The sequence below is a fragment of the Brevundimonas sp. 01N35 genome (genome assembly GCF_056399785.1).
Map to the genome: position 1 here is coordinate 13,477 of NZ_JBFTRZ010000016.1, position 23,260 is coordinate 36,736.

At 66.5% G+C, this 23,260-nt stretch carries 15 protein-coding genes; 8 read left to right on the plus strand and 7 right to left on the minus strand.

All coding sequences use genetic code 11. The features are described 5' to 3' along the window. Positions 1 to 15 precede the first annotated feature (15 nt). On the minus strand, positions 16 to 1,182 hold the full coding sequence (locus AC1DJ5_RS13950; protein WP_477020983.1) for an aspartyl/asparaginyl beta-hydroxylase domain-containing protein: 1,167 nt from the start codon (positions 1,180 to 1,182) through the stop codon (positions 16 to 18). Positions 1,183 to 1,359: 177 nt separating this feature from the next. Between AC1DJ5_RS13950 and AC1DJ5_RS13955 the strand changes: the two genes are divergently transcribed. The 6 genes from AC1DJ5_RS13955 to AC1DJ5_RS13980 all read left to right on the plus strand — a co-directional run bounded on the left by AC1DJ5_RS13955 (position 1,360) and on the right by AC1DJ5_RS13980 (position 5,598). Continuing rightward, entirely contained in the window at positions 1,360 to 2,016 is a 657-nt protein-coding gene (locus AC1DJ5_RS13955; protein WP_477020984.1) for a DUF47 domain-containing protein, read from the plus strand. A 6-nt stretch (positions 2,017 to 2,022) separates the two neighbouring features. Beyond that, complete coding sequence (locus tag AC1DJ5_RS13960; RefSeq protein ID WP_477020985.1) at positions 2,023 to 3,024, plus strand: inorganic phosphate transporter; 1,002 nt, start codon at positions 2,023 to 2,025, stop codon at positions 3,022 to 3,024. After that, the gene (locus AC1DJ5_RS13965) at positions 3,021 to 3,467 is read left to right on the plus strand and encodes an NUDIX hydrolase (RefSeq protein WP_441456353.1); all 447 of its coding nucleotides are present in this window, start codon (positions 3,021 to 3,023) and stop codon (positions 3,465 to 3,467) included. The genes AC1DJ5_RS13960 and AC1DJ5_RS13965 overlap by 4 nt, the downstream gene beginning before the upstream one ends. Before the next feature lie 352 nt (positions 3,468 to 3,819). After that, a complete protein-coding gene (gene rplJ / locus AC1DJ5_RS13970) occupies positions 3,820 to 4,335 on the plus strand; it encodes a 50S ribosomal protein L10 (protein ID WP_477020986.1) in 516 nt (171 codons plus the stop codon). A gap of 61 nt (positions 4,336 to 4,396) precedes the next feature. Continuing rightward, on the plus strand, positions 4,397 to 4,771 hold the full coding sequence (gene rplL, locus AC1DJ5_RS13975; RefSeq protein ID WP_441456355.1) for a 50S ribosomal protein L7/L12: 375 nt from the start codon (positions 4,397 to 4,399) through the stop codon (positions 4,769 to 4,771). Between the two features lie 146 nt (positions 4,772 to 4,917). Next, on the plus strand, positions 4,918 to 5,598 hold the full coding sequence (locus AC1DJ5_RS13980) for a type 1 glutamine amidotransferase domain-containing protein (protein ID WP_477020987.1): 681 nt from the start codon (positions 4,918 to 4,920) through the stop codon (positions 5,596 to 5,598). A 46-nt stretch (positions 5,599 to 5,644) separates the two neighbouring features. Here AC1DJ5_RS13980 and AC1DJ5_RS13985 read toward each other — a convergent pair whose 3' ends face one another. From AC1DJ5_RS13985 to AC1DJ5_RS14000, 4 genes are all read right to left on the minus strand, one after another. After that, positions 5,645 to 7,642: a M61 family metallopeptidase gene (locus AC1DJ5_RS13985; protein ID WP_477020988.1), complete on the minus strand. Its 1,998-nt coding sequence runs from the start codon at positions 7,640 to 7,642 to the stop codon at positions 5,645 to 5,647. A gap of 188 nt (positions 7,643 to 7,830) precedes the next feature. Beyond that, complete coding sequence (locus AC1DJ5_RS13990; protein ID WP_477020989.1) at positions 7,831 to 9,774, minus strand: M61 family metallopeptidase; 1,944 nt, start codon at positions 9,772 to 9,774, stop codon at positions 7,831 to 7,833. 156 nt (positions 9,775 to 9,930) lie between these two features. Then, the gene (locus tag AC1DJ5_RS13995; RefSeq protein ID WP_477020990.1) at positions 9,931 to 10,629 is read right to left on the minus strand and encodes a hypothetical protein; all 699 of its coding nucleotides are present in this window, start codon (positions 10,627 to 10,629) and stop codon (positions 9,931 to 9,933) included. Between the two features lie 311 nt (positions 10,630 to 10,940). Continuing rightward, the gene (locus AC1DJ5_RS14000; protein ID WP_441456360.1) at positions 10,941 to 11,462 is read right to left on the minus strand and encodes an FKBP-type peptidyl-prolyl cis-trans isomerase; all 522 of its coding nucleotides are present in this window, start codon (positions 11,460 to 11,462) and stop codon (positions 10,941 to 10,943) included. A gap of 451 nt (positions 11,463 to 11,913) precedes the next feature. On the opposite strand from AC1DJ5_RS14000, the gene rpoB reads away from it, so the two are divergent. Both rpoB and rpoC read left to right on the plus strand, forming a co-directional pair. Further along, entirely contained in the window at positions 11,914 to 16,029 is a 4,116-nt protein-coding gene (gene rpoB / locus AC1DJ5_RS14005) for a DNA-directed RNA polymerase subunit beta (protein WP_441456361.1), read from the plus strand. Positions 16,030 to 16,129: 100 nt separating this feature from the next. Then, positions 16,130 to 20,326, plus strand: coding sequence for a DNA-directed RNA polymerase subunit beta' (rpoC, locus tag AC1DJ5_RS14010; protein ID WP_441456362.1), 4,197 nt, complete (start codon positions 16,130 to 16,132; stop codon positions 20,324 to 20,326). A gap of 284 nt (positions 20,327 to 20,610) precedes the next feature. Here rpoC and AC1DJ5_RS14015 read toward each other — a convergent pair whose 3' ends face one another. Together AC1DJ5_RS14015 and AC1DJ5_RS14020 are read right to left on the minus strand one after the other, a co-directional pair. Next, a complete protein-coding gene (locus AC1DJ5_RS14015) occupies positions 20,611 to 21,714 on the minus strand; it encodes a hypothetical protein (RefSeq protein WP_477020991.1) in 1,104 nt (367 codons plus the stop codon). A 111-nt stretch (positions 21,715 to 21,825) separates the two neighbouring features. Continuing rightward, positions 21,826 to 23,118, minus strand: coding sequence for an ABC transporter permease (locus tag AC1DJ5_RS14020; RefSeq protein ID WP_477020992.1), 1,293 nt, complete (start codon positions 23,116 to 23,118; stop codon positions 21,826 to 21,828). Positions 23,119 to 23,260 lie beyond the last annotated feature (142 nt).

Sequence of the window (23,260 nt, forward strand, 5' to 3'; positions counted from 1 at the left end):
CACGCGGCGCACGGCCTAGGCGGCGAGAAAGTCGCGCTGCGCCTTCATCATCTCTGTGATCAGGACCTTTTCCTTCTCGTCGAGATAGGGGTTCCAGATGTCGAAGATCAGGATGACACGCAGTTCGTCGGCGTCGTTCCAGGCCTCGTGCTCGATGGTGTCGTCGAACACCCAGGCCGTGCCCATCTCCCACGCCCGTTCCCGGTTGCCGACGCGGAAGCGGGCCGGGCCGGGCAGGATGATCGGCAGATGGACGAGCAGGCGGACGTTGGACGACCCGGTGTGGGCCGGGATGTGGGTGTGCGGCTGCAAGGCCGAGAACATGGCTGTGGGGGCGAAGCTGTCCTGGTCCGCCATCGGCAGGCTTTCCAGCAGGGCGGCGGTGCGCGGGCAGCGGGCGCACACCGCATCCTGGCGCCGGCCGTCCTTCCACAGGCACAGCGAACTCCATTTGCGCGAGTGGTTCAGTTCACCCCATTGGTTGACCGGCGCGCCCTTGGGGTAGGCGATATAGGGCGCGAACTCGTCAAAGGCGGTCGCGAGCAGGCCGGTCAGTTCGTCCTGAATGACGGGCGTGGCCTCCTCGAGGGTCGACAGCCAGGGAAACAGGCTGCGGTCGTAGAAGGGAATAGCAGGCAGGCGAGGATAGTTGAGCAGCAGGGGCTCCTGCTTCGGCGGTTGTTTCAGCCCGGCGTAGATCTCCAAACCCTCGTCGAACCGGTCCAGCGCGGCTTCGCCCACATCGGCCCGCAGGCCTGAAAGGCGTTCGCGCATGAAGTCGCCGAGCGCCTGGGCGTGCTGTTCGACCATGCGGGCCGCATAGTCCATCTGGGCCACGACTCCGGGCGGGCAGTGGGCGCGCGGAGGCGCGATCTTCAGGGCGTTGCGATAGACCTCGACCGCTGCCTTGGGCTGGCTGATCTTCTCGAGCATCGCCCCTTTCGCCAGCAAGGCCGTGAAATCATAGGGCTTCATGTCCAACGCATCGTCCAGAACGCGCAGCGAAGCTTGGAAGTCGCCGAGCAGGCGCAGAGCGACAGCCCTGTTCAGGGTTCCGTTGTGGGTCCGCCCCAAGGCGTCCGCCTGATCGAGCAACGCAATAGCCTGACGGGGATCCCGTCGCGCCAAAGCCTGGCCGGCCTGAATCAGAAACTGTTCCTGAGCTGCACGATTATCGGTCAAGCGCACTCCCCCAAATGCGGACACAGACATGAACTGAAGGTAATGTTGCATGGCAACACGCAGCGTCAACGGCGATTGTGGGAAACCATGATTTCCGTGTGCGGACGACTTGACGGCAAGGGGCTAAATCCGGTCTTGGGGCGCAGTCGCCCTGCGCGGCCGTTTCGGAGACGATCCATGCTGAGCTGGTTCCAGGCGCTTCTGCCCAAGGAAGACAACTTCTTCCGCCTGTTCGACGCCCACGCCGCCACCTTGGTTCACGGCGCCGAGGCGCTGCGTCGGATGATGGACGGCGGCGAGGCTACGCCCGACTGGTGCCAGAAGATCGTCGATCACGAGCATGAGGCCGACGACGTCGCACGCGAAGTTCTGTTCGCGGTGCGCCGGAGCTTCATCACCCCGTTCGACCGCGCGGACATTCGCGGCCTGACCGACTCGCTGGACGACACGATCGACCAGATGCAGAAGACCGCCAAGGTCGTGACCCTGTACGAACTGCGCGAGTTCGCCCCCAAGATGCGCGAACTGGCCGACATCGCCGTCCAGTGCGCCGCCCTGACGGCGGAGGCGGTGTCCCTGCTGCCCGCCATGCGCAAGAACCACGAGCGGCTGAACGTCCTGACCGAGCAGATTGCCGGTCTCGAGAGCCAGAGCGACACCCTCTACGACGAGGGGATGAAGGCGCTTTATGAACTGCACCGTCACGACATGACCGGCGGCAATACGCTGTGGTTCATTATCGGCGGCGAGATCTACGACCACCTCGAGAAGATCATCGACCGGTTCGAGGATGTGGCGAACCGCATCAATGGCGTCCTGGTCGAGCACCTGTAGCGTCCGATGGATCACGCCCTCCTGATCCTGGTCTTCCTGATCGGCGTCGCCCTGCTGTTCGACTTCCTGAACGGCCTGCACGACGCGGCCAACTCCATCGCCACCATCGTCGCCACGCGCGTGCTGCCGCCGATCTATGCGGTGGGCTGGGCGGCCTTCTTCAACTTCATCGCCTTCCTGTTCTTCGGCCTGCATGTGGCCGACACGATCGGGCGCGGGATCATCTCGGCCGACGTGATTTCGGATCAGGTGATTTTCGGCGCCCTGATGGGGGCGATCAGTTGGAACATCATCACCTGGATCGCGGGCATTCCGTCCTCCAGCTCGCACGCCCTGGTCGGCGGTCTGCTGGGCGCGGGCATCGCCAAGGCGGGGACGGGGGCCGTGGTCATCGGCGGCGTGGTGAAGACGGTCGGCGCCATCTTCCTGTCGCCGGCCATCGGTTTTCTGCTGGCGCTGTTGCTGGTGCTCATCGTGTCCTGGCTGTTCGTGCGGGCCAATCCGGCCTTCGCCGACCGGGTGTTCCGGGGGCTGCAGTTCGTTTCGGCCTCGGCCTATTCGCTGGGCCACGGCGGAAATGACGCCCAGAAGACCATGGGGATCATCGCCATCCTTCTGTACTCGCGCGGGATGCTGGAGGGCGGCTTCCACGTGCCCTTCTGGGTGGTCATCACCTGCCAGGCGGCGATCGCTCTGGGCACGCTGTTCGGCGGCTGGAAGATCGTCCACACCATGGGATCGCGCATCACGCGCCTGAGCCCGCAGCAGGGCTTCTGCGCCGAGACGGGCGGGGCCATCACCCTGTTTGCGGCGACCAGCCTGGGCATTCCGGTGTCGACCACCCACACCATCACCGGCGCCATCATCGGCGTGGGCGCGGCCAAGCGGGTTTCAGCCGTGCGCTGGAGCGTGGCGCGCAGCATCGTCACCGCCTGGTTCATCACCATGCCGGCCGCCGCCGCCATCGGCGCGATCTTCTACTTCGTTGGCGGCCTGTTTCTGACGTGACCGGGAAGCCCAGAACCGAAGCCTCGGAGACCCGCCAGGTCGCGGCCCTGCCGTGGCGCCGTGGCGAGGCGGGCGTGGAGGTGATGATGATCACCTCGCGCGAGACGCGTCGCTGGGTGATTCCCAAGGGCGGCCGCATGGTCGGCAAGACCGACCCCCAGGCGGCGGCGCAGGAGGCCTATGAAGAGGCGGGCATCCAGGGCGAGACCCTGGAGACGCCCGTCGGCCATTTCCGCTACGCCAAGCGGATGAAGTCCGGCGCGACCCAGGCCTGCATCGTCGCCGTCTATCCGCTGGAGGTCCTGATCCAGTTGGGGGCCTGGCCCGAAGATTTGCAGCGCGAGCGCCGCTGGATGAATCAGGGCGACGCAGCCGCGGCCGTGGACGAGGCCGACCTGTCCGATTTGATCCGCGCCTTTCAGCCCCCGCCGCTGATTTCCTGATGGTTCGGCGTGGAAAGGCCGGCTTCGGGGCTCCCGCCGTTGCTTTCCTCGTCAGGCCGTGTATAGAGCGCGGCTTCTCGCTAAGGCTTCGGCCTCGGCGGATCCTGTCCGAGAACTTCGGGACGTGGGGGCCACCTGCGTCATAATCGTCAGAGAGCCCTCTGACGCCGTGGGGAGATGGGGATGCAAAGACCTTTGGTCAGCCTGTTCCGGTTCATCCGGCCATGGGCGGACGGGGCCTGCTTCCTTCGGACAATTAGACCGGCCTGAACGTTGTGCAGCAATGCGCGGCGCTTTGGCCAATCCGTCGCCGGGAATAAGCCTGGCGGCGAATACCAAACTGGAGACCGCAATGGACCGCGCACAAAAAGCCGAGTCGATCGAATCGCTGAAAAGCGTGTTCGCCGACGCGGGCGCCGTGGTCGTGACCCACAACCTGGGTCTGACCGTTGCGGAAATGACCGACCTGCGTCTGCGCCTTCGTAAAGAAGGCGGAGCATTCAAGGTGGTGAAGAACCGTCTGGCGCTTAAGGCGCTGGGCTTCGAGGAAGGCAGCGCCTACCACGATCTGTTCAAGGGTCCGGTGGGCATCGCCTACGCTTCGGATCCCGTCACCGCTGCGAAGGTCACTGCTGAATTCGCCAAGGGCAACGACAAGTTCGTCGTCATCGGCGGTTTCATGGGCGAGAAGGTCCTGGACGCGAAGGCTGTGGACGCACTGTCCAAACTGCCGTCGCTGGACCAACTGCGTGGCAAGCTCATCGGCCTGCTGCAAGCCCCGGCGACCAAGGTTGCTGGCGTCCTGCAAGCCCCGGCTGGCCAACTGGCCCGCGTCTTCAACGCATACGCGACAAAAGAAGCCGCTTAAGCCGCACCCCGGTCATCTCTGCAAATCTCTCTGAACCTCATCCTACCGAAGGAATATCCCTATGGCTGACCTCGCCAAGATCGTTGAAGAACTGTCGGCTCTGACCGTCATGGAAGCCGCTGAGCTGTCGAAGCTGCTGGAAGAAAAGTGGGGCGTCTCGGCTGCTGCTCCCGTCGCCATGGCTGCTGCCGCTGCTGCCCCGGCTGAAGCTGCTGAAGAGCAAACCGAGTTCACCGTTGTCCTGATCGACGGCGGCGACAAGAAGATCAATGTCATCAAGGAAGTCCGCGGCGTCCGCACCGACCTGGGTCTGAAGGAAGCTAAAGACCTGGTCGAAGGCGCTCCGCAGAACGTCGTCGAGAACGTCTCCAAGCAGATCGCTGAAGAGATCAAGAAGAAGCTGGAAGAAGCCGGCGCCAAGATCCAAGTCAAGTAAGACTGGGTTTTGGTTTCCGGCCTCGGCCGGAGGCAGACTTCAAGCGAGCGGGCCGGAGGGAAACCTCCGGCCCGTTTTCTTTTGGGCGTGGCGGACCGGCTGTCCGCCTCCCATCTGTGGCGTCCCCAATTGAAAAGGATGACGCCATGAAGATCCTGATGGTCCTGACGTCCCACGACCAGCTCGGCGACACCGGCCAGAAGACCGGCTTCTGGCTCGAGGAGTTCGCCGCGCCCTATTATGCGCTCAAGGATGCAGGGGCTGAGATCGTCATCGCCTCGCCCAAGGGCGGGCAGCCGCCCGTCGACCCCAAGAGCGACGCCGAGGACGCCCAGAGCGACGACACCCGCCGCTTCAAGGCCGACGCCGAGGCGCAGGCCGCCCTGGCGAGCACGCAACGCCTGGCCGAGGTGAAGGCCGGGGACTTTGATGCGGTCTTCTATCCCGGCGGCCACGGCCCGCTGTGGGATCTGGCCAATGATCCGCAGTCGGTCGCGCTGATCGAAGCCTTCGCCGCCGCCGGCAAGCCGACGGGCTTCGTCTGCCATGCGCCGGGCGTTCTCAAGGACGTGAAGGGCGCCGACGGCCAGCCGATGGTCAAGGGCAGGCCGGTCACCGGCTTCACCAACAGCGAGGAAGAGGCTGTGGGCCTGACCCAGGTCGTGCCCTTCCTGGTCGAGGACGTTCTGACCGCCAGGGGCGGGCGCTTCAGCAAGGGCGCGGACTGGGGCTCCTATGTTCTGACCGACGGGACGCTGGTCACGGGCCAGAACCCGGCCTCGTCGCGCGAGGCGGCCGAGGCGCTTTTGGCGCTGCTGAAGGCCTAAGCCATATGAAAACGGCCCGGGATCGCTCCCGGGCCGTTTCTGTTTCCTAGCGGCGGCGGGGCGTCAGGATGTCGCCCAGCCGGTCCGGCGTGCCGGGGATTCGCTCCAGGCGCGGGTAGCGCAGGCCGTCGTGGTAGTCGAAGACGACGGTGCGGTAGCGGTCGCCGTTCTTGAGCAGCAGGGCGATGGGCGCGTCCGTGCCCTTGGCGGCGGTGACGGCGTCGCGCAGAATCTCGGCCGAGGCGGCGACGTCGTTGACGGCCACCAGTTCCCAGCCGGGCCCGATGTCGGCCTCGAAGGCCCGGCCGCCCCAGCGGACGCCGGTCAGCTTGTTCGTCGCGCCTGAGAGGGTGAAGCCCAGCGAGTACTGGAAGTCCTTGTCCCAGCCGCTTTGGATGCGCTTCTCGGCGGCGGTCAGGCTGTCGGTATAGGTCAGGCGGTAGCCGCCACGCGCCAGACCGTCGAGCGGGGCCTTGGCGTCGGGTCCGGTCGCGTCCAGGCGGGTGCGCAGGAAGCCGGCCCAGTCGTGCGGATGGACGGCGTTCAGGGCGGCGACCACGTCGTCGAAGATATAGCCGCGCGGGGCGTAGGAACCGTCGTCGCCGCCGAAGAAGCCCTTGGCGAAGTCGTCCAGCGACTTCTTGCCGCCTGTGGCCTCACGGATCAGGGTGTCGGCGTCCAGCCAGATCAGCAGGGACTCGCGGTAATAGTCGCCGGTGCCGCGCATCCACGAGGCGTAAGGGTTGCTGGTCCGGTAGCCGAGCAGGTTGTGGTTGTTGACGTCCTGCAGCGGGCGCCAGGCGCGACCGGGCTGGTTGTCGTAGAAGGCGGCGACCTCGGCGAAACTGGTCAGGATATCGGCCTTGGACGCCAGGCCCGAGCGGGCGGTCAGCACGTCGCCCCAGTATTCCGTCTGGCCTTCATAGACCCAGAGAAGGGTGTTCTGGGTGGGGATGTTGTGGTTGGAGGTCAGTTCGTCGGCCGGGCGCTGGCGCTTGCCGTTCCAGGCGTGGGTGAACTCATGCGGCAGCAGGCCGACGCTGCCCAGGTTCTTGCCCCAGTTGGTGAAGAAGTCGGCCGGGACCGCGTTCTCGGACGAGCGGTGATGCTCCAGGCCGATGCCGCCGAGCTTCGACGTGGCGGCGACCAGGAAGTCGTAGCGGTCATAGGGGCGGGCGCCGAACAGGCGGTCGGTCTGGGTGACCAGGTTCTCGAACCAGCCCAGTTGCTCGGCGGTGGGGGCTAGGTTCTTGGCCTCGTCGGCGACGATGTTCAGGTGAACCGCGCCCTCGCCGTTCCCCCGGTGCGGATCGATGGCGATGCGCTGGAAGTTGACGCCGCCGAACAGGGGACTGTCGATCAGGGTGTAGAGGTCGGTCGGCTTGAAGGTCGCCAGGCCGTCCGTGAAGCTGTCGGTGTCCAGCGCCACGCCGTATTTCCAGCCCTGCGGCAGGCGGATCGACGGGGCGAAGGTGATGCCGGTCGAGCGGTAGCCGGCGGGATAGAGCAGCGCCTTCTCCCACTGCAGGTTGACCATCTCGGGCGTCATGGTCACGCGCCAGGTGGCGTTGTCGGGCTGGGTCAGCCACTGGAACTCGACCACGATCTCATTGACGCCCTGGGGGACGTCGAGGTGGAAGGCGTAGGGGTCGATGGTGTCGCGCAGCCAGTCGATACGGCTTCCGCCGCCTGTCACGGTGACGCCGGAGATCAGCTGGATCGGGCCGGTGGCGGCGTGGTTGCCCGGCAGGAATTTCGGATAGAGCAGGACCAGAGGCCCGGCCGCGACCGGGATGGTCTGGCGGACGCGGACGATCTTGCGCTCCACGTCCGTGGCGTCGACCTCATAGCGGATGACGCCGGGGTAGGCGGCGGCCGTGGGGGCCGGGATCGGCGGCAGGGCGCGGGGCAGGGCCAGGGGCGTGTTCTGGGGCGTGGGCGACGCCGGCGCCTGCGGGCCGGTCCAGGCGTCCTGAGCCAGAGCGGTCGAGGCGACCGAGGTCAGCAACAGGGCGAGGGCGGCGGCGGGCAGGCGTCGGGTCATGGGTCTCTTGGTTCCTTTGATCCTTCTCCCCTTGGGGGAGAAGGTGGGCGGCGGAGCCGCTCGGATGAGGGGGCGGTATCAACGGCAAGGCGGCTGGCGCCGTGTGTGAAGCCGACGGCCCCCTCATCCGTCTCGCTCCGCGAGCCACCTTCTCCCCCGAGGGGAGAAGGGTGCTTTGGGGGTGTTTCCTATCGACGGCGAGGCGACAGGATGTCGCCCAGACGGTCGGGCGTGCCCTCGATCCGCTCCAACTGCGGGTAGCGCAGACCGTCGTGGTAGTCGAAGCGGACGGTCTTGAAGACGTCGCCGTTCTTGAGGATCAGCTCGATCGGCTCGGATGTTCCCTTGGCGGCGGTGACGGCGTCCTTGAGCGCGTCGGCCGAGGCGGCGCGACCGCCGACGGCGACGACTTCCCAGCCCGAGGTCAGGCCCTGTTCGAAGGCCGGGCCGCCCCACAGGACCGAGGTGATCTTGTTCGCCTTGTTCATCATGAAGCCGAGCGAATAGGTGAAGTCGTTGCGGCCCAGCTCCTTGTAGAGGGCGCCCATGTAGCCGGAGGGCTGCTCCTTGAAGACCAGGCGGTAGCCGCCGCGCTCGATGCCGTCGAGCGGGCCGCGCGAGGTCGGGCCGACCGCGTCCAGACGCTCGCGCAGGAAGGCGGCCCAGTCCTTGGTCTGGACCCCGGCCAAGGTCGAGGTGACGGTGTCGAAGGTGTAGGGGGCCGGGTTCCAGTTGCCGTCCTCGACGCCGAAGAAGGCCTTGGCGAAGTCGTCCAGCGACTTCTTGCCGCCCGTCTGCTCGCGGATCAGGGTGTCGGCGTCGAGCCAGATCAGCGAGCCTTCGCGGTAGTAGTCCTCGCTGCGCTGGTAGCTGCCCCAGGGCTGGGGCCGGCGCTGGCTGATGATGGGGTCGTTGGTGGTGTCCTGCATGGCGCGCCACTGGCGGCCCGGGATGTTCTGGAAGCTGGCGGCGGTCATGGCCAGGACGTCCAGCGCCTGCTGCTTGGTCATCAGGCCGGCGCGGGCGGTCAGGACCAGGCCCCAGTACTGCGTCTGGCCCTCATAGACCCAGAGCAGGGAGTTCTGCAGCGGCTCGTTGAGGTTGGGCGTCATCTGGTCGGCGGGGCGGCGCCACTTGCCGTTCCAGCTGTGGGTGTATTCGTGGCCCAGCAGGTCGCGGTCGGCGAGGGTGGCTTCGCGGTCGGTGAAGTATTTGACGTCGACGCTGTTCTCGGACGAGCGCTGATGCTCCAGGCCGATGCCGCCCAGCTTGTCCGTCACGGCCAGCAGGAAATCGTAGTGGTTGTAGTGGCGGGCGCCGAACAGGCGGTCGGCCTGGGCTACCAGGTTGCGGTGCAGCTGAATGTGCTCGTCGGTGGCTTCCAGCATCTTGGCGGTGTCGGCCACCACGTTCAGGCGGACGGGCGAGCGGCCGCCCGGATCGAGGTCGATCTGGCGGTAGTACTGGCCGGCGAAGACCGGGCTGTCCGCCAGATGGTCGAGGGTGATGGGGGCGAAGGTCGCCACGCCGTTCTCGAAGCTGACGGTGTCGAGGCCGGCGCCGTAGTTCCAGCCGGCGGGCAGTTTCAGGGTCGGCCTGAAGGTGATCTGACGCGAGTAGTAGCCGGCAGGGTAGAGGAGGGCCTTCTCCCACTGGATGTTCAGCATCTCAGGCGTGACGGTGATCCGGCCCTGGGGGGCTTCGACCGGGGTCAGCCACTGGAAGGCGACCTCGATCTGGCTGACGCCGGCGGGGACGTCGATCTGATAGGCCCAGGGATTGGCCGTGTTGCGAACCCACTCCAGCCGCTGGCCGTTGGCGGTGAAGGTCAGGCCGCCGACATTGGCGACCGGGCCGGAGGGGCTGTGGTTGCCCGGCAGCCACTGCGGGTAGAGCAGGACCATCGGACCCGCCTGGGTCACGGGGATGGTCTGGCGCACCTGCACCAGCCGCCGGCCGATGTCGGTGGCGTCGACGTCGAGGCTGATCACGCCCGGATAGGCCACGTCCTTGGCCTGAGGGATCGGCGCCAGGGCGACGGGCAGGGCGGGCGTGCCGACTTGCGCCAGGGCAGGCGCGCCCATCGAAACCAGAAGAGCGGAGGCGCTGACGGCCAGGACGAAACGCTTCATGGACAGGAATTCCCCGAGGGCCGCCCCAGCGCGGCTCGAACTGGGCCGCAGACCACAATGTGTCGCCCCCTGCGTCAAGCGAGGGAGGGCGGGATTGCACCGTGCATCGAAAAAAACAGTGCAATTGGTGCAATGACCAGGGCGGTTCGGGGCGATTCAGGTCCTTTCCGCCGCTTGCCGGGCGAGAGCGACCTGATGCTGGAGATCCTCCAGACGGGCGCGTTCCTTTCGCTTTTCCTTGTCGACGCGCAGGAGGTCGCTGCGCGCATGGGCGAGGCGGGTTTCGGGGGAGTGGCGGCTGGTCGCGGCGAGGTCGCGGTGGATTCGGGTCCAGCCCCGCGCCTCGATCATGCGGCCCGACCGGATGGCCTGCTCGGCGTTGAGCCAGGCGAGGTCGGCCAGTTCGCCGGGCGTGGCGTAGGCCTCGAGCAGGACTTCGCACGGGCCCTGGAGGTCGAAGTTCGGGTGATCGGGTGCTGCTGCGGGCATGGCGCGGGGAGGCCGGGTGCCGAAGCCGTCGTGGACTTCGTAGTCGTCGTGCGGCGGCCTTATCCCCTCGATGGGGGCGGGGCGGTCCAGTTCCTCGGCGAAGTTGCGCCAATCGCCGGGGTCGTATTCGCGCTCATAGGTGACGGGCGGCTCGGTGAAGGGCGCGTCCACGGGCGTTTCGACCTGATCGACGCGCCGCCAACCCTCGACGCGGGCGCGGTGGCGGAAGGTCGAGAGACTGAGGTTGTGGCGCTCGCACACCTCGGGCGCGCTGCCGCCCGCCAGGTAGTCGGCGCGGGCCAGAGCCCAGAGATCGGCGGAGCGGCGGGTGCGGGCCTGAGGCGGGGTTTCGGGATGAATGCTCATGCCCGCAAGAGTAGGCGCGGCGCCGGCCAGGGTGCGTTGAACGGGCGTGGCGCGACGGCACTCCCTTGTGCAGCAAGGGAGTGGACGGCTCGGTTAGGATGGCTGGGCGGAAAAGGGTGTCGATTGTCTCCCTTCCCCCTCGATGGGGGAAGGGGCGGGGATGGGGGTGTGGGCGCTCCGTTTTGAGGATGTGGCGCCTGAGGCGCGGCGATGCCTCCCGCGTCCATATTCTGAAACGACCGGCCTTCACCCCCACCCAACCCTCCCCCATCGAGGGGGAGGGCTTTATGAGGCGGGAACCTCGCGCGGGATCAGCCCGCCGGGTTCACTTCCAGCAGTTCGACGGTGAAGCGCAGGGCCGAGTTCGGCGGAATCTCGCCGCCGACCCAGCGCGCGCCGTAGGCGAGGTCGGCGGGGATGACGAACTCATAGGTCTCGCCGACGCGCATCAGAGCGACGCCCTCGGTCCAGCCCTTGATGACGCGGTTCAGCGGGAAGCTGGCGGGTTGGTTGCGCGAATAGGAGCTGTCGAACTCGCGCCCGTCGATGAAGGTGCCGCGATAGTGGACTTTGACCGTATCGGTGGCGGTCGGCTGGACGCCATTCGGCCTGGCCTTGCCGACGCGGCGGTACTGCAGGCCCGACGGGGTGACGCTCCAGCCGCGCTGCTGGCCGTTCCACATCAGGTAGGCGGTCTGGCCGACTTCCCAGTTTTCCTGGGTGGCGGGGCCTTGCGGGGCGACCTGGGCGGTCGTCGCTGGCATGGTGGCGCAGGCGGACAGGGTCAGGGCGAAGGCGGCGGCGGCAAGCGCGGGCGGGACGATGCGGTTCATAAGGCTAGGCTTAGCATAACGAACGGCGGTGTCGACGAGGTCGTGCCGTCATCCCGGCCGCAGCGAAGCAAAGAGCCGGGACCCAGGCGTTTGACCCTGGCAGGACGGCGCCGGTAGGCCGCCGCCTGGGTCCCGGGTTCGGCTGCGCCGCCCCGGGATGACGGCTGGTTTTACTGTGTCGAAGGCCTTTATTTCGCCGAAGATCAGCGTATATATGCCGCTCCGCAGATTCCATGAATCCCGCGCGAAAGCGCCGAGGCCCGGTTTGTCGCCCTCCGACCGGTGCGCAGGCGTCGCTCCTTTCCCAAGGAGCGAGCATATGAGGCGCCCTGATCCCCTGGCGGGTCGAGGGTGGGCGCCGAGAGAATTACGGTCACGGATCGCCGGGTTGGCGGGCCGTGGCTGCTGCATTGACGTCGGGCCCTCATCGGTCCGCGATTGGGAAAACAGAATGGCAAACTCCACTGACGGTCTCGCCCTGGGTAAGATCGCCTCCGCCACCTCGTTCACCGGAAAGAAGCGCATTCGTCACTCGTTCGGGCGCATCCCCGAAGCGGTGAAGATGCCGAACCTGATCGAGGTTCAGCGCGCTTCCTACGAGCAGTTCCTGCAGCGCGAAGTGCGCAGCGGCGTGCGTCGGGACCAGGGCATCGAGGCGGTCTTCAAGTCGGTCTTCCCGATCAAGGACTTTAACGAGCGCGCCGTCCTGGAGTACGTGTCCTACGAGTTCGAGGACCCCAAGTACGACGTCGAAGAATGCATCCAGCGCGACATGACCTATGCCGCGCCGCTGAAGGTCAAGCTGCGCCTGATCGTCTTTGAGACCGAGGAAGAAACGGGCGCCCGTTCGGTCAAGGACATCAAGGAGCAGGACGTCTACATGGGCGATATCCCGCTCATGACGGACAAGGGCACCTTCATCGTCAACGGCACCGAGCGCGTGATCGTCTCGCAGATGCACCGTTCGCCGGGCGTCTTCTTCGACCACGACAAGGGCAAGACCCACTCGTCGGGCAAGCTGCTGTTCGCCGCCCGCGTCATCCCGTACCGCGGTTCGTGGCTCGACTTCGAGTTCGACGCCAAGGACGTGGTCTTCGTCCGTATCGACCGTCGTCGTAAACTGCCGGCCACCAGCTTCCTGCTGGCCCTGGGCATGGACGGCGAGGAAATCCTCAAGACCTTCTACGAGACCGTCCCGTTCGAGAAGCGCGGCGAAGGCTGGGTCACGCCCTACAAGCCGGAACGCTGGCGCGGGGTGAAGCCCGAGTTCGACCTGGTCGACGCCGACACCGGCGAAGTGGTCGCCCAAGCCGGTCAGAAGATCAGCGCCCGCGCCGCCAAAAAGCTGGCCGATGGCGGCCTGACCTCGCTGTCGCTGGCGGCTGACGCCCTGCTGACCAAGTATCTGGCCGCCGACGCGGTCAACTACGAAACCGGCGAGATCTACGCCGAGGCCGGCGACGAGCTGGACGCCGAGTCGATCGCCCTGCTGGAAGAGCACGGCTTCACCACCATCGACGTGCTGGACATCGACCACGTCACGGTCGGCGCCTACATGCGCAACACCCTGCGCGTGGACAAGAACACGGGCCGTGAAGACGCCCTGTTCGACATCTATCGCGTCATGCGTCCGGGCGAGCCGCCGACCCCGGAAGCCGCCGAAGCGATGTTCAACTCGCTGTTCTTCGACTCGGAGCGCTACGACCTGTCGGCCGTTGGCCGGGTCAAGATGAACATGCGTCTGGAAACCCCCGAGGTTTCCGACGAAATCCGCGTCCTGCAAAAGGACGACGTGTTGAAGGTGCTGCAGATCCTGGTCGGCCTGAAGGACGGCCGCGGCGAGATCGACGACATCGACAACCTGGGCAACCGTCGCGTGCGTTCGGTCGGCGAGCTGCTGGAAAACCAGTACCGCGTCGGTCTGCTGCGCATGGAGCGCGCCATCAAGGAGCGCATGTCCAGCGTCGATATCGACACGGTCATGCCGCACGACCTGATCAACGCCAAACCGGCCGCCGCCGCTGTTCGTGAATTCTTCGGCTCCTCGCAGCTGTCGCAGTTCATGGACCAGACGAACCCGCTGTCGGAGATCACCCACAAGCGTCGCCTTTCGGCGCTTGGCCCTGGCGGTCTGACGCGTGAGCGCGCCGGCTTTGAAGTCCGCGACGTTCACCCGACCCACTACGGCCGCATCTGCCCGATCGAAACGCCGGAAGGCCCGAACATCGGCCTGATCAACTCGCTGGCCACCCACGCCCGCGTCAACAAGTACGGCTTCATCGAGAGCCCCTACCGTCGCGTGAAGGACGGCAAGGCCACGGACGAGGTGGTCTACATCTCGGCCATGGAAGAGGCGAAGCACGTCATCGCCCAGTCGAACATCGAACTGCGTGACGGCGAGATCGTCGAGGACCTGGTCCCCGGCCGGATCAACGGTGAATCGCAGCTGCTGACCAAGGCCGACGTCGACATGATGGACGTGTCGCCGAAGCAGGTCGTTTCGGTCGCCGCCGCCCTGATCCCCTTCCTGGAAAACGATGACGCCAACCGCGCACTGATGGGCGCGAACATGCAACGCCAGGCCGTGCCTCTGGTGCAGTCGGACGCGCCGCTGGTCGGCACCGGCATGGAAGCGGTCGTGGCCGTGGACTCCGGCGCTGTCGTGGTCGCCCGTCGTGACGGCGTGGTCGAGCAGATCGACGGCACCCGCATCGTGGTCCGTGCGACCAACGAACTGGACGCCGGCCGTTCGGGCGTCGACATCTACCGCCTGTCGAAGTTCCAGCGTTCCAACCAGTCGACCTGCATCAACCAGCGCCCGATCGTGCGCGTGGGCGATGAAGTGAAGACCGGCGACGTCATCGCCGACGGCCCGTCGACGGACCTGGGCGAACTGGCTCTGGGCCGCAACGCCCTCGTCGCCTTCATGCCCTGGAACGGCTACAACTTCGAAGACTCCATCCTGATCTCGGAGCGCATCGTGCGCGACGACGTCTTCACCTCCATCCACCTCGAAGAGTTCGAAGTGATGGCGCGTGACACGAAGTTGGGCCCTGAAGAGATCACCCGCGACATCCCGAACGTCGGCGAGGAAGCCCTGCGCAACCTCGACGAAGCGGGCATCGTGGCCATCGGCGCCGAAGTCCAGCCGGGCGACATCCTGTGCGGCAAGGTCACGCCGAAGGGCGAAAGCCCGATGACGCCGGAAGAGAAGCTGCTGCGCGCCATCTTCGGCGAGAAGGCTTCGGACGTGCGCGACACCAGCCTGCGTCTGCCGCCCGGCGTCGCCGGCACGGTCGTCGATGTGCGCGTCTTCAACCGTCACGGCGTCGACAAGGACGAGCGCGCCATGGCGATCGAACGCGCCGAAATCGAACGCCTCGGCAAGGACCGCGACGACGAGCTCAAGATCCTTGAGCGCAACGTCTATGGCCGCCTGAAGCCGCTGCTGCTCGGCAAGTCCGCCGTCTCGGGCCCGAAGGGCATGGGCCGCGGCGACGTGACCGAAGAGAAGCTGGCCGAAGTGTCCAAGGGCCTGTGGTGGCAGGTCGCCCTCGACGACGAGAAGGCGATGGGCGAGCTCGAGGCCATGAAGAAGCAGTTCGAGGACGCCCGTAAGGCGCTCGACCGTCGCTTCGAAGACAAGGTCGAGAAGCTGCAGCGCGGCGACGAGCTGCCGCCTGGCGTGATGAAGATGGTCAAGGTCTTCGTGGCCGTGAAGCGCAAGCTTCAGCCCGGCGACAAGATGGCCGGCCGTCACGGCAACAAGGGCGTCATCTCCAAGATCCTGCCGATCGAGGACATGCCGCACCTGGAAGACGGCACGCACGTCGACATCGTTCTGAACCCGCTGGGCGTGCCGTCGCGCATGAACATCGGCCAGATCTTCGAAACCCACCTGGGTTGGGCCGCCGCCGGTCTGGGCAAGCAGATCTCCGCTCTGCTGGAAGCGTGGCAGCACGGCGGTCAGAAGCAGGCGCTGGTTCAGCGTCTGACCGAGATCTACGGCGAGGACACCCCTCTGCCGCAGGACGAGGACGATCTGATCGAACTGGCGAAGAACCTGTCCAAGGGCGTGCCCTTCGCGACCCCGGTCTTCGACGGCGCGCACATCTCGGACATCGAGAACCTGCTGGAATCGGCGGGTCTGGATCGTTCGGGTCAGTCGATCCTGTTCGATGGTCAGACGGGCGAGCAGTTCAAGCGTCCGGTCACGGTCGGCTACATCTACATGCTGAAGCTGCACCACCTGGTCGACGACAAGATCCACGCCCGCTCGATCGGCCCGTACTCGCTCGTCACCCAGCAGCCGCTGGGCGGCAAGGCGCAGTTCGGCGGTCAGCGCTTCGGGGAAATGGAGGTCTGGGCTCTGGAAGCTTACGGCGCCGCCTACACCCTGCAGGAAATGCTGACGGTGAAGTCCGACGACGTGGCGGGCCGCACCAAGGTCTATGAAGCGATCGTCCGCGGCGACGACAGCTTCGAAGCCGGCATTCCCGAGAGCTTCAACGTTCTCATCAAGGAAATGCGCTCGCTGGGCCTGAACGTGGAGCTGGAAAACAGCTGATCGGATCAAGCGCCCTCTCTCGCTCCGGCGGGGGAGGGCGGTCCGCCTGTTCTCCTCTCTGAATGAATTTTCGCGGGGCATTCCCGCAGAAGGAAAAAAGATGAACCAGGAAGTCCTGAACATCTTCAACCCGGTTCCGGTCACTCCGACCTTCGACCAGATCAAGATCGCCCTGGCCTCGCCGGAGAAGATCCGGTCGTGGTCGTTTGGCGAGATCAAGAAGCCGGAAACCATCAACTACCGGACGTTCAAGCCCGAGCGCGACGGCCTGTTCTGCGCCCGTATCTTTGGCCCGACCAAGGACTACGAATGCCTGTGCGGCAAGTACAAGCGCATGAAGTACAAGGGCATCATCTGCGAGAAGTGCGGCGTTGAAGTCACCCTGGCTCGCGTTCGCCGCGAGCGCATGGGTCACATCGACCTGGCCGCCCCGGTCGCCCACATCTGGTTCCTGAAGTCCCTGCCGTCGCGCATCTCGCTGATGCTGGACATGGCGCTGAAGGACGTGGAACGCGTCCTCTACTTCGAAAACTACATCGTCACCGAGCCGGGTCTGACCCCGCTGAAGCAGAACCAGCTGCTGACGGAAGACGAGTTCTACCGCTACCAGGAAGAGTACGGCGACGACGGCTTCACGGCTGAAATCGGCGCCGAGGCCGTCCGCAACCTGCTGATGGGCATCGACCTGCACGCGGAAGCCGAGCGTCACCGCGGCGAACTGGCCGACAGCCCTTCGGAAATGAAGGCCAAGAAGGCGTCCAAGCGCCTGAAGCTGATCGAGGCCTTCCTGGAATCCGGCAACAAGCCGGAGTGGATGATCCTGACGATCGTGCCGGTCATCCCGCCGGAACTGCGTCCGCTGGTGCCGCTGGACGGCGGCCGCTTCGCGACCTCGGACCTGAACGACCTGTATCGCCGGGTCATCAACCGTAACAACCGCCTGAAGCGCCTGATCGAGCTGCGCGCGCCCGACATCATCATCCGCAACGAAAAGCGGATGCTGCAGGAATCGGTCGACGCCCTGTTCGACAACGGTCGTCGCGGTCGCGTGATCACGGGCGCCAACAAGCGTCCGCTGAAGTCGCTGGCCGACATGCTGAAGGGCAAGCAGGGCCGCTTCCGTCAGAACCTGCTGGGCAAGCGCGTCGACTATTCGGGCCGTTCGGTCATCACCGTGGGTCCGGAACTGAAGCTGCACGAGTGCGGCCTGCCGAAGAAGATGGCGCTCGAGCTGTTCAAGCCGTTCATCTATGCGCGCCTGGACGCCAAGGGCCTGTCGGGCACCGTCAAGCAGTCCAAGCGCATGGTCGAGCGCGAGCAGCCGCAGGTCTGGGACATCCTGGAAGAAGTGATCCGGGAACACCCGGTCATGCTGAACCGCGCGCCGACGCTTCACCGTCTGGGCATCCAGGCGTTCGAGCCGAAGCTGATCGAGGGCAAGGCCATCCGCCTGCACCCGCTGGTCTGTACCGCGTTCAACGCCGACTTCGACGGCGACCAGATGGCCGTTCACGTCCCGCTGAGCCTCGAGGCCCAGCTGGAAGCGCGCGTCCTGATGATGTCGACGAACAACATCCTGTCGCCCGCCAACGGCAAGCCGATCATCGTGCCGTCGCAGGACATCGTCCTGGGTCTGTACTACCTGTCGCTGGTCAAGGAGAACCAGCCGGGCGAAGGCAAGCTGTTCGCCAACATGGGGGAAATCGACGCGGCTCTGGATGCGGCCGTCGTCGGCCTGCACACCAAGATCAAGGCGCGCTGGACCGAGATGAATGCGGAAGGCGAAGTCGTCACCAAGGTCATCGACACGACCCCGGGCCGGATGAAGCTGGGCGCGCTGCTGCCGCACAACGCCAACATCGGCTACCGCCTGCTTGAGAAGAACCTGACCAAGAAGGAAATCGGTAACCTGATCGATCAGGTCTATCGTCACTGCGGTCAGAAGGCGACGGTCATCTTCGCCGACCAGATGATGCAGCTGGGCTTCCGCGAAGCCGCCAAGGCCGGCATTTCCGTTGGTAAGGACGACATCGTCATCCCCGCCAAGAAGGAACAGATGGTCGCTGAAACGCGCACTCAGGTCGAAGAGTACGAGCAGCAATACGCTGACGGCCTCATCACCAAGGGCGAGAAGTACAACAAGGTCGTCGACGCCTGGGCCAAGGCCACGGACAAGATCGCCGACGAGATGATGGCCGAGATCGCCCAGCCCCGCGTCCTGATCAAGGGCCAGGAGCCGGACATCAACTCCGTCTTCATGATGGCCAACTCCGGCGCCCGTGGTTCGCAGGCCCAGATGAAGCAGCTGGGCGGCATGCGCGGCCTGATGGCCAAGCCCTCGGGCGAGATCATCGAGACGCCGATTATCTCGAACTTCAAGGAAGGCCTGACCGTCCTTGAATACTTCAACTCCACCCACGGCGCCCGTAAGGGTCTGGCCGACACCGCGCTGAAGACCGCCAACTCGGGTTACCTGACCCGTCGTCTGGTGGACGTGGCGCAGGACTCGATCGTCACCGAGGAAGACTGCGGCTCGACGCGCGGCATCACCCTGCGCGCCGTGGTCGAAGGCGGCGACGTGCTGGTCTCGCTGGGCCAACGCGTCCTGGGTCGCTATGCGGCCGAGGACATCAAGGAGCCGGGCGGCGACAAGATCCTGTTCCCCGCGGATTCCTACCTGCAGGAAGAAGAGATCGAGGTCATCGACGCGGCCGGCGTCCAGTCGATCAAGGTCCGTTCGGCCCTGACCTGTGAAGCCGACGCGGGCATCTGCGGCATGTGCTACGGCCGTGACCTGGCGCGCGGCACCAACGTCAACATCGGCGAAGCGGTCGGCGTCATCGCCGCCCAGTCGATCGGCGAACCGGGCACCCAGCTGACGATGCGGACCTTCCACATCGGCGGTACGGCCCAGGTGGCGGAAACCTCGTTCTACGAGGCGACCAACGCCGGTAAGGCCAAGATCGTCGGCCCGACCGTCACCGCCGCGCACGGCGACCTGGTGGCCATGAGCCGCAACGTCGTCGTCACCGTGGTCGTGGACGGCAAGGACCGCGAGACCCACAAGGTCCCGTACGGCGCCCGTCTGCGCGTCAAGGAAGGCGCCGAGATCAAGAAGAACCAGCGTCTGGCGGAGTGGGACCCCTACACCACCCCGATCCTGACCGAAGTCGGCGGCGTGATCCGCTTTGAAGACCTGGTCGAGGGCCTGTCGGTCCGCGAAGAAACCGACGAAGCGACGGGCATCGCCCAGCGCGTGGTTTCCGACTGGCGCGCCAGCCCCCGCGGTTCGGACCTGCGTCCGGCCATGGGCGTGACCCTGGGCGACACCTACGCCAAGCTGGCCTCGGGCTCTGACGCCCGCTACCTGCTGCCCGTGGGCGCCGTTCTGTCCGTGTCCAACGGCGACGAGGTCAAGCCGGGCGAGATCATCGCTCGTGTTCCGACCGAAGGCGCCAAGACCCGCGACATCACCGGCGGTCTGCCGCGCGTCGCCGAACTGTTCGAAGCCCGCCGTCCGAAGGACTGCGCCGTCATCGCCGAAATGGATGGCCGCGTTGAGTTCGGTCGCGACTACAAGAACAAGCGCCGCATCAAGATCACCCCGGAACTGGACGCCGACGGCAACCAGGCCGAGGCGGTCGAATTCCTGATCCCGAAGGGCAAGCACATCTCCGTCCACGACGGCGATCTGATCCAGAAGGGCGACTACATCATCGACGGCAACCCGGATCCGCACGACCTGCTGCGCATCCAGGGCGTCGAGGCGCTGGCCGAGTATCTGGTGAACGAAGTGCAGGAGGTCTACCGACTGCAGGGCGTGCCGATCAACGACAAGCACATCGAAGTCATCGTCCGTCAGATGCTGCAGAAGGTCGAAGTCCTGGATTCGGGTGAAACCACCTTGATCCGTGGCGACACCGTCGAAGTGGCCGAAGCCGTTCTGGAAAACCAGAAGGTCGAGAAGCGCGGCGGTCGTCTGGCCACCACGCAGCCCGTCCTGCTGGGCATCACCAAGGCGTCGCTGCAAACGCGCAGCTTCATCTCGGCGGCGTCCTTCCAGGAGACCACCCGCGTCCTCACCGACGCTTCGGTCCACGGCAAGAAGGACATGCTGGAAGGCCTGAAGGAAAACGTCATCGTCGGCCGCCTGATCCCGGCGGGCACGGGCGCCTATCTGCGGGCTCTGCAGAAGCTGGCGAACGAGCGCGACGCGGAACTGACCCAGGCCCGCGAAGATGCGATCGAGCCGCTGCCGGCCGATCTGGCCCTGGAACTGGAGCAGTCGGAAGGCTGATCCGTTTTCGGAACCGAAGACTGAAGAGGGCGGCGCTGGAAACAGCGCCGCTCTTTTCTTTTGGGCCTATCGCGCTTCGCGCTGCTTGAGGCCGGATTGGGGCTTACCGCGCCTTCGCGCTGGCGGTTCTCCTCCCTATTCGCGGAGCGGATGGGGAGGCGGCGCGGGCGCGTGAGCGTCCGTGACGGAGGGGCGTCTTGTTGCTTTGCGGGGCGTAGGCCCCTCCACCGCTACGCGGTCCCCCTCCCCACAGAGTGGGGAGGAAAGCAGCGCCCTCTCTAGGACTAGCGCGGGTCTTCAAGCTTGTTGCTGTCCTGCTTGATGTTGGTCGTAGCTTCGTGGCGCATGGACGGAGGGAGGTGGGCGCCGGCGCAGCCCACGCCGAAGTTCGAGCCGTAGCATTCCTGGGGCGGCAAGACGCCGACGCCGCCCGACACGGGGCGGCGCTGGACCTCATAGCGTTGCATCTCGCGCGCGCCTTCGCGGGCGAAGCGGGCATCGCGCTGGGCGTTGCCGCTGCCGCTGATCGCGCCGCGCGCCGCGCCCTCGGCCGCGCGGGCGTTGAAACGCTCGTCGCAGATGGCCTGTTCGCCGCGGGAGAGGATCTCGGTCGAGCGACAGCCCGCGGGCGAGGTGCGCAAGGCGCGGGCGTTGCGCGAGTCCTGACCTTCCGGGGCGAAGCGCCAGGCGTCGGAAACGCCCGGCACGCCGGCGGCGGCGGCCGAGGGCGCGCCGGGCGCGGGAGCAGCGATGCGCGGGGCCGGCGCCGCGGGCGGTCCGTCGAGAGCCTCATCCTCGTCCTTCTTGCGCGAACGGATCGGCGCGACGGGCGCCGGGGCGGGCGTCGCCTGTTCGGCGGCGGCCGGCGGCATCGGCATGGGCTTGAGGGCCGGCACGGGAACCGGAGCCGGAACCGCAATCGGAACCGGAGCCGGAACCGGAACCGCAATCGGCATCGGAGCCGGAATGGGCGTCGGCGCAGGCGTCGGCGCGGGCGTCACCTGGGCCGTCGTCTGGGGCGCAGCCTGTGGCGTCGGCTGTGGCGCCGCCGGGGTCGGCGTGACCTGCGGCGCCGGGATCGGCGTGGCCAACGGGGCCGCCTCGGTCGATGGCGTGGGCGCGGGCAGGGGCTCTGGCGTCGGGACCGGGACCGGGATCGGAGCCACCGGACGCAGACGTTCCGGCATGACCGGTGGCCGCTCGATCTCCAACTGGATGATGGGCGGCGGCGGGGGCAGGCGGACGGCCTGGTCTTCGCTGGCCGCCAGCAGGATCATGGACCCCAGGACGCCGACGTGCAGCAGCACCGAAGCGCCCGCCATCAGGGCGCGCCGCACGCCTGGACGCGGACGATGGGCCGGCGCTCCGGCCAGGACTGCAACGGTCATAGCGGCTTCCCCCAACCCTCGTCGCGAAAGATGCCAAGGCAAGCATGGCAATATCGGGGCGAGTCTCCAATATCGCGGAACGTCGATCTCACAGATAGGGTTGCATGGGCGCTACTCTCGCCGCAGGGCCTCGATCGGATCCAGTTGCGCCGCACGCCAGGCGGGGTAGGCCCCGAAGACGACCCCGACGAAGGTGGAGAAGCCGATGGCCAGGGGCGCGGCCCAGGCCGGGATGGCGGCGGGCCAGTCGCCGAACTTGGACATCAACAGGGCGCCGCCGACGCCGAGGACCAGGCCGATCAGCCCGCCCAGCAGCGACAGGGCCACGGACTCCAGCGCGAACTGAGTCAGGACGTCGCTGCGCCGGGCGCCGATGGCCATGCGCAGGCCGATCTCCCGGGTGCGTTCGGTCACGCTGACCAGCATGATGTTCATGATGCCGACCCCGCCGACCACCAGCGACACCCCGGCCACGGCGGCCAGCAGGATGGTGAAGGTGGCGGTCGAGGCCTGGGCGGCTTCCTGGATCGAGGTCAGGTTCTGGACGTTGAAATCGTCGTCGGCGCCGCGCTGGATGCGGTGGCGCTCGCGCAGCAGGTTGGTGACGTCCTGCTCCAGTTGATAGAGGGCGTCCTTGTCGGTCGCCTTGACGTAGATCTGGTTGATCTGGTCGCCGGACAGGCCGCGGCCGATGATGCGGGAACGCGCGGCGTCCAGAGGCACGACCACGATGTCGTCCTGATCCTGGAAGCCCGACTGGCCCTTGGGCGACAGGACGCCGATGACGGTAAAGGGGATGGGGCCGACGCGGATGCGCTGGCCGACGGGATCAACGCCTTCGCCGAACAGGTTGCCGACGACGGTTTGCCCCAGGACGGCGACCTTGCGCCCGCTATCGGCGGCGGCCTGGTCGAACATCTGGCCGGACGACAGGGTGAGGTCGCGGGCGATCAGGTAGTCGGGCGTGACGCCCTCGATCCGAGTGGACCAGTTTGATCCCTCATAGATCAACTGCGCCCCGCCGTTGACCGAGGGGGAGACGGCCTTGACCCCGTCCAGTTCGGCGATGGCGGCGGCGTCCTTGGCCGTCAGTGTGGTGCCGCTGCCGCCCGCGCCGCGCACGAAGCCGCCGCCCCCGCCGCGCGGGGCGCCCGAGCGCACCACCAGCATGTTGGTGCCGAGGCTGGACAGGGCCTTCTCGACGTTCTGCTGCGCGCCGAGGCCGACCGAGGTCATCATGATGACCGCCGCCACGCCGATGACGACCCCGAGCGACGTCAGGGCCGAGCGCATGGGGTGGGCGGCGATGGCGCCGATGGCGAAGCGGACCAGTTCAAACGGGCTCATCCCGCCGGTCGTGATCTTGAGCATCGAGGCGGCGCCGGGGTGGGTTTGCTGGTCCATGTCAGGGGATTCCGCGCAGGGCAATGAACCTAGCGGTTTGTGAAACCCACGCGCGGAGGGCGGGGCTGGCGAGGGGCTGAATGGTGCGGGGCGGGAGGGGCGTGGGTGTCGAGGGCGCGGGCGGCTGAATCCTCGGGGCAAG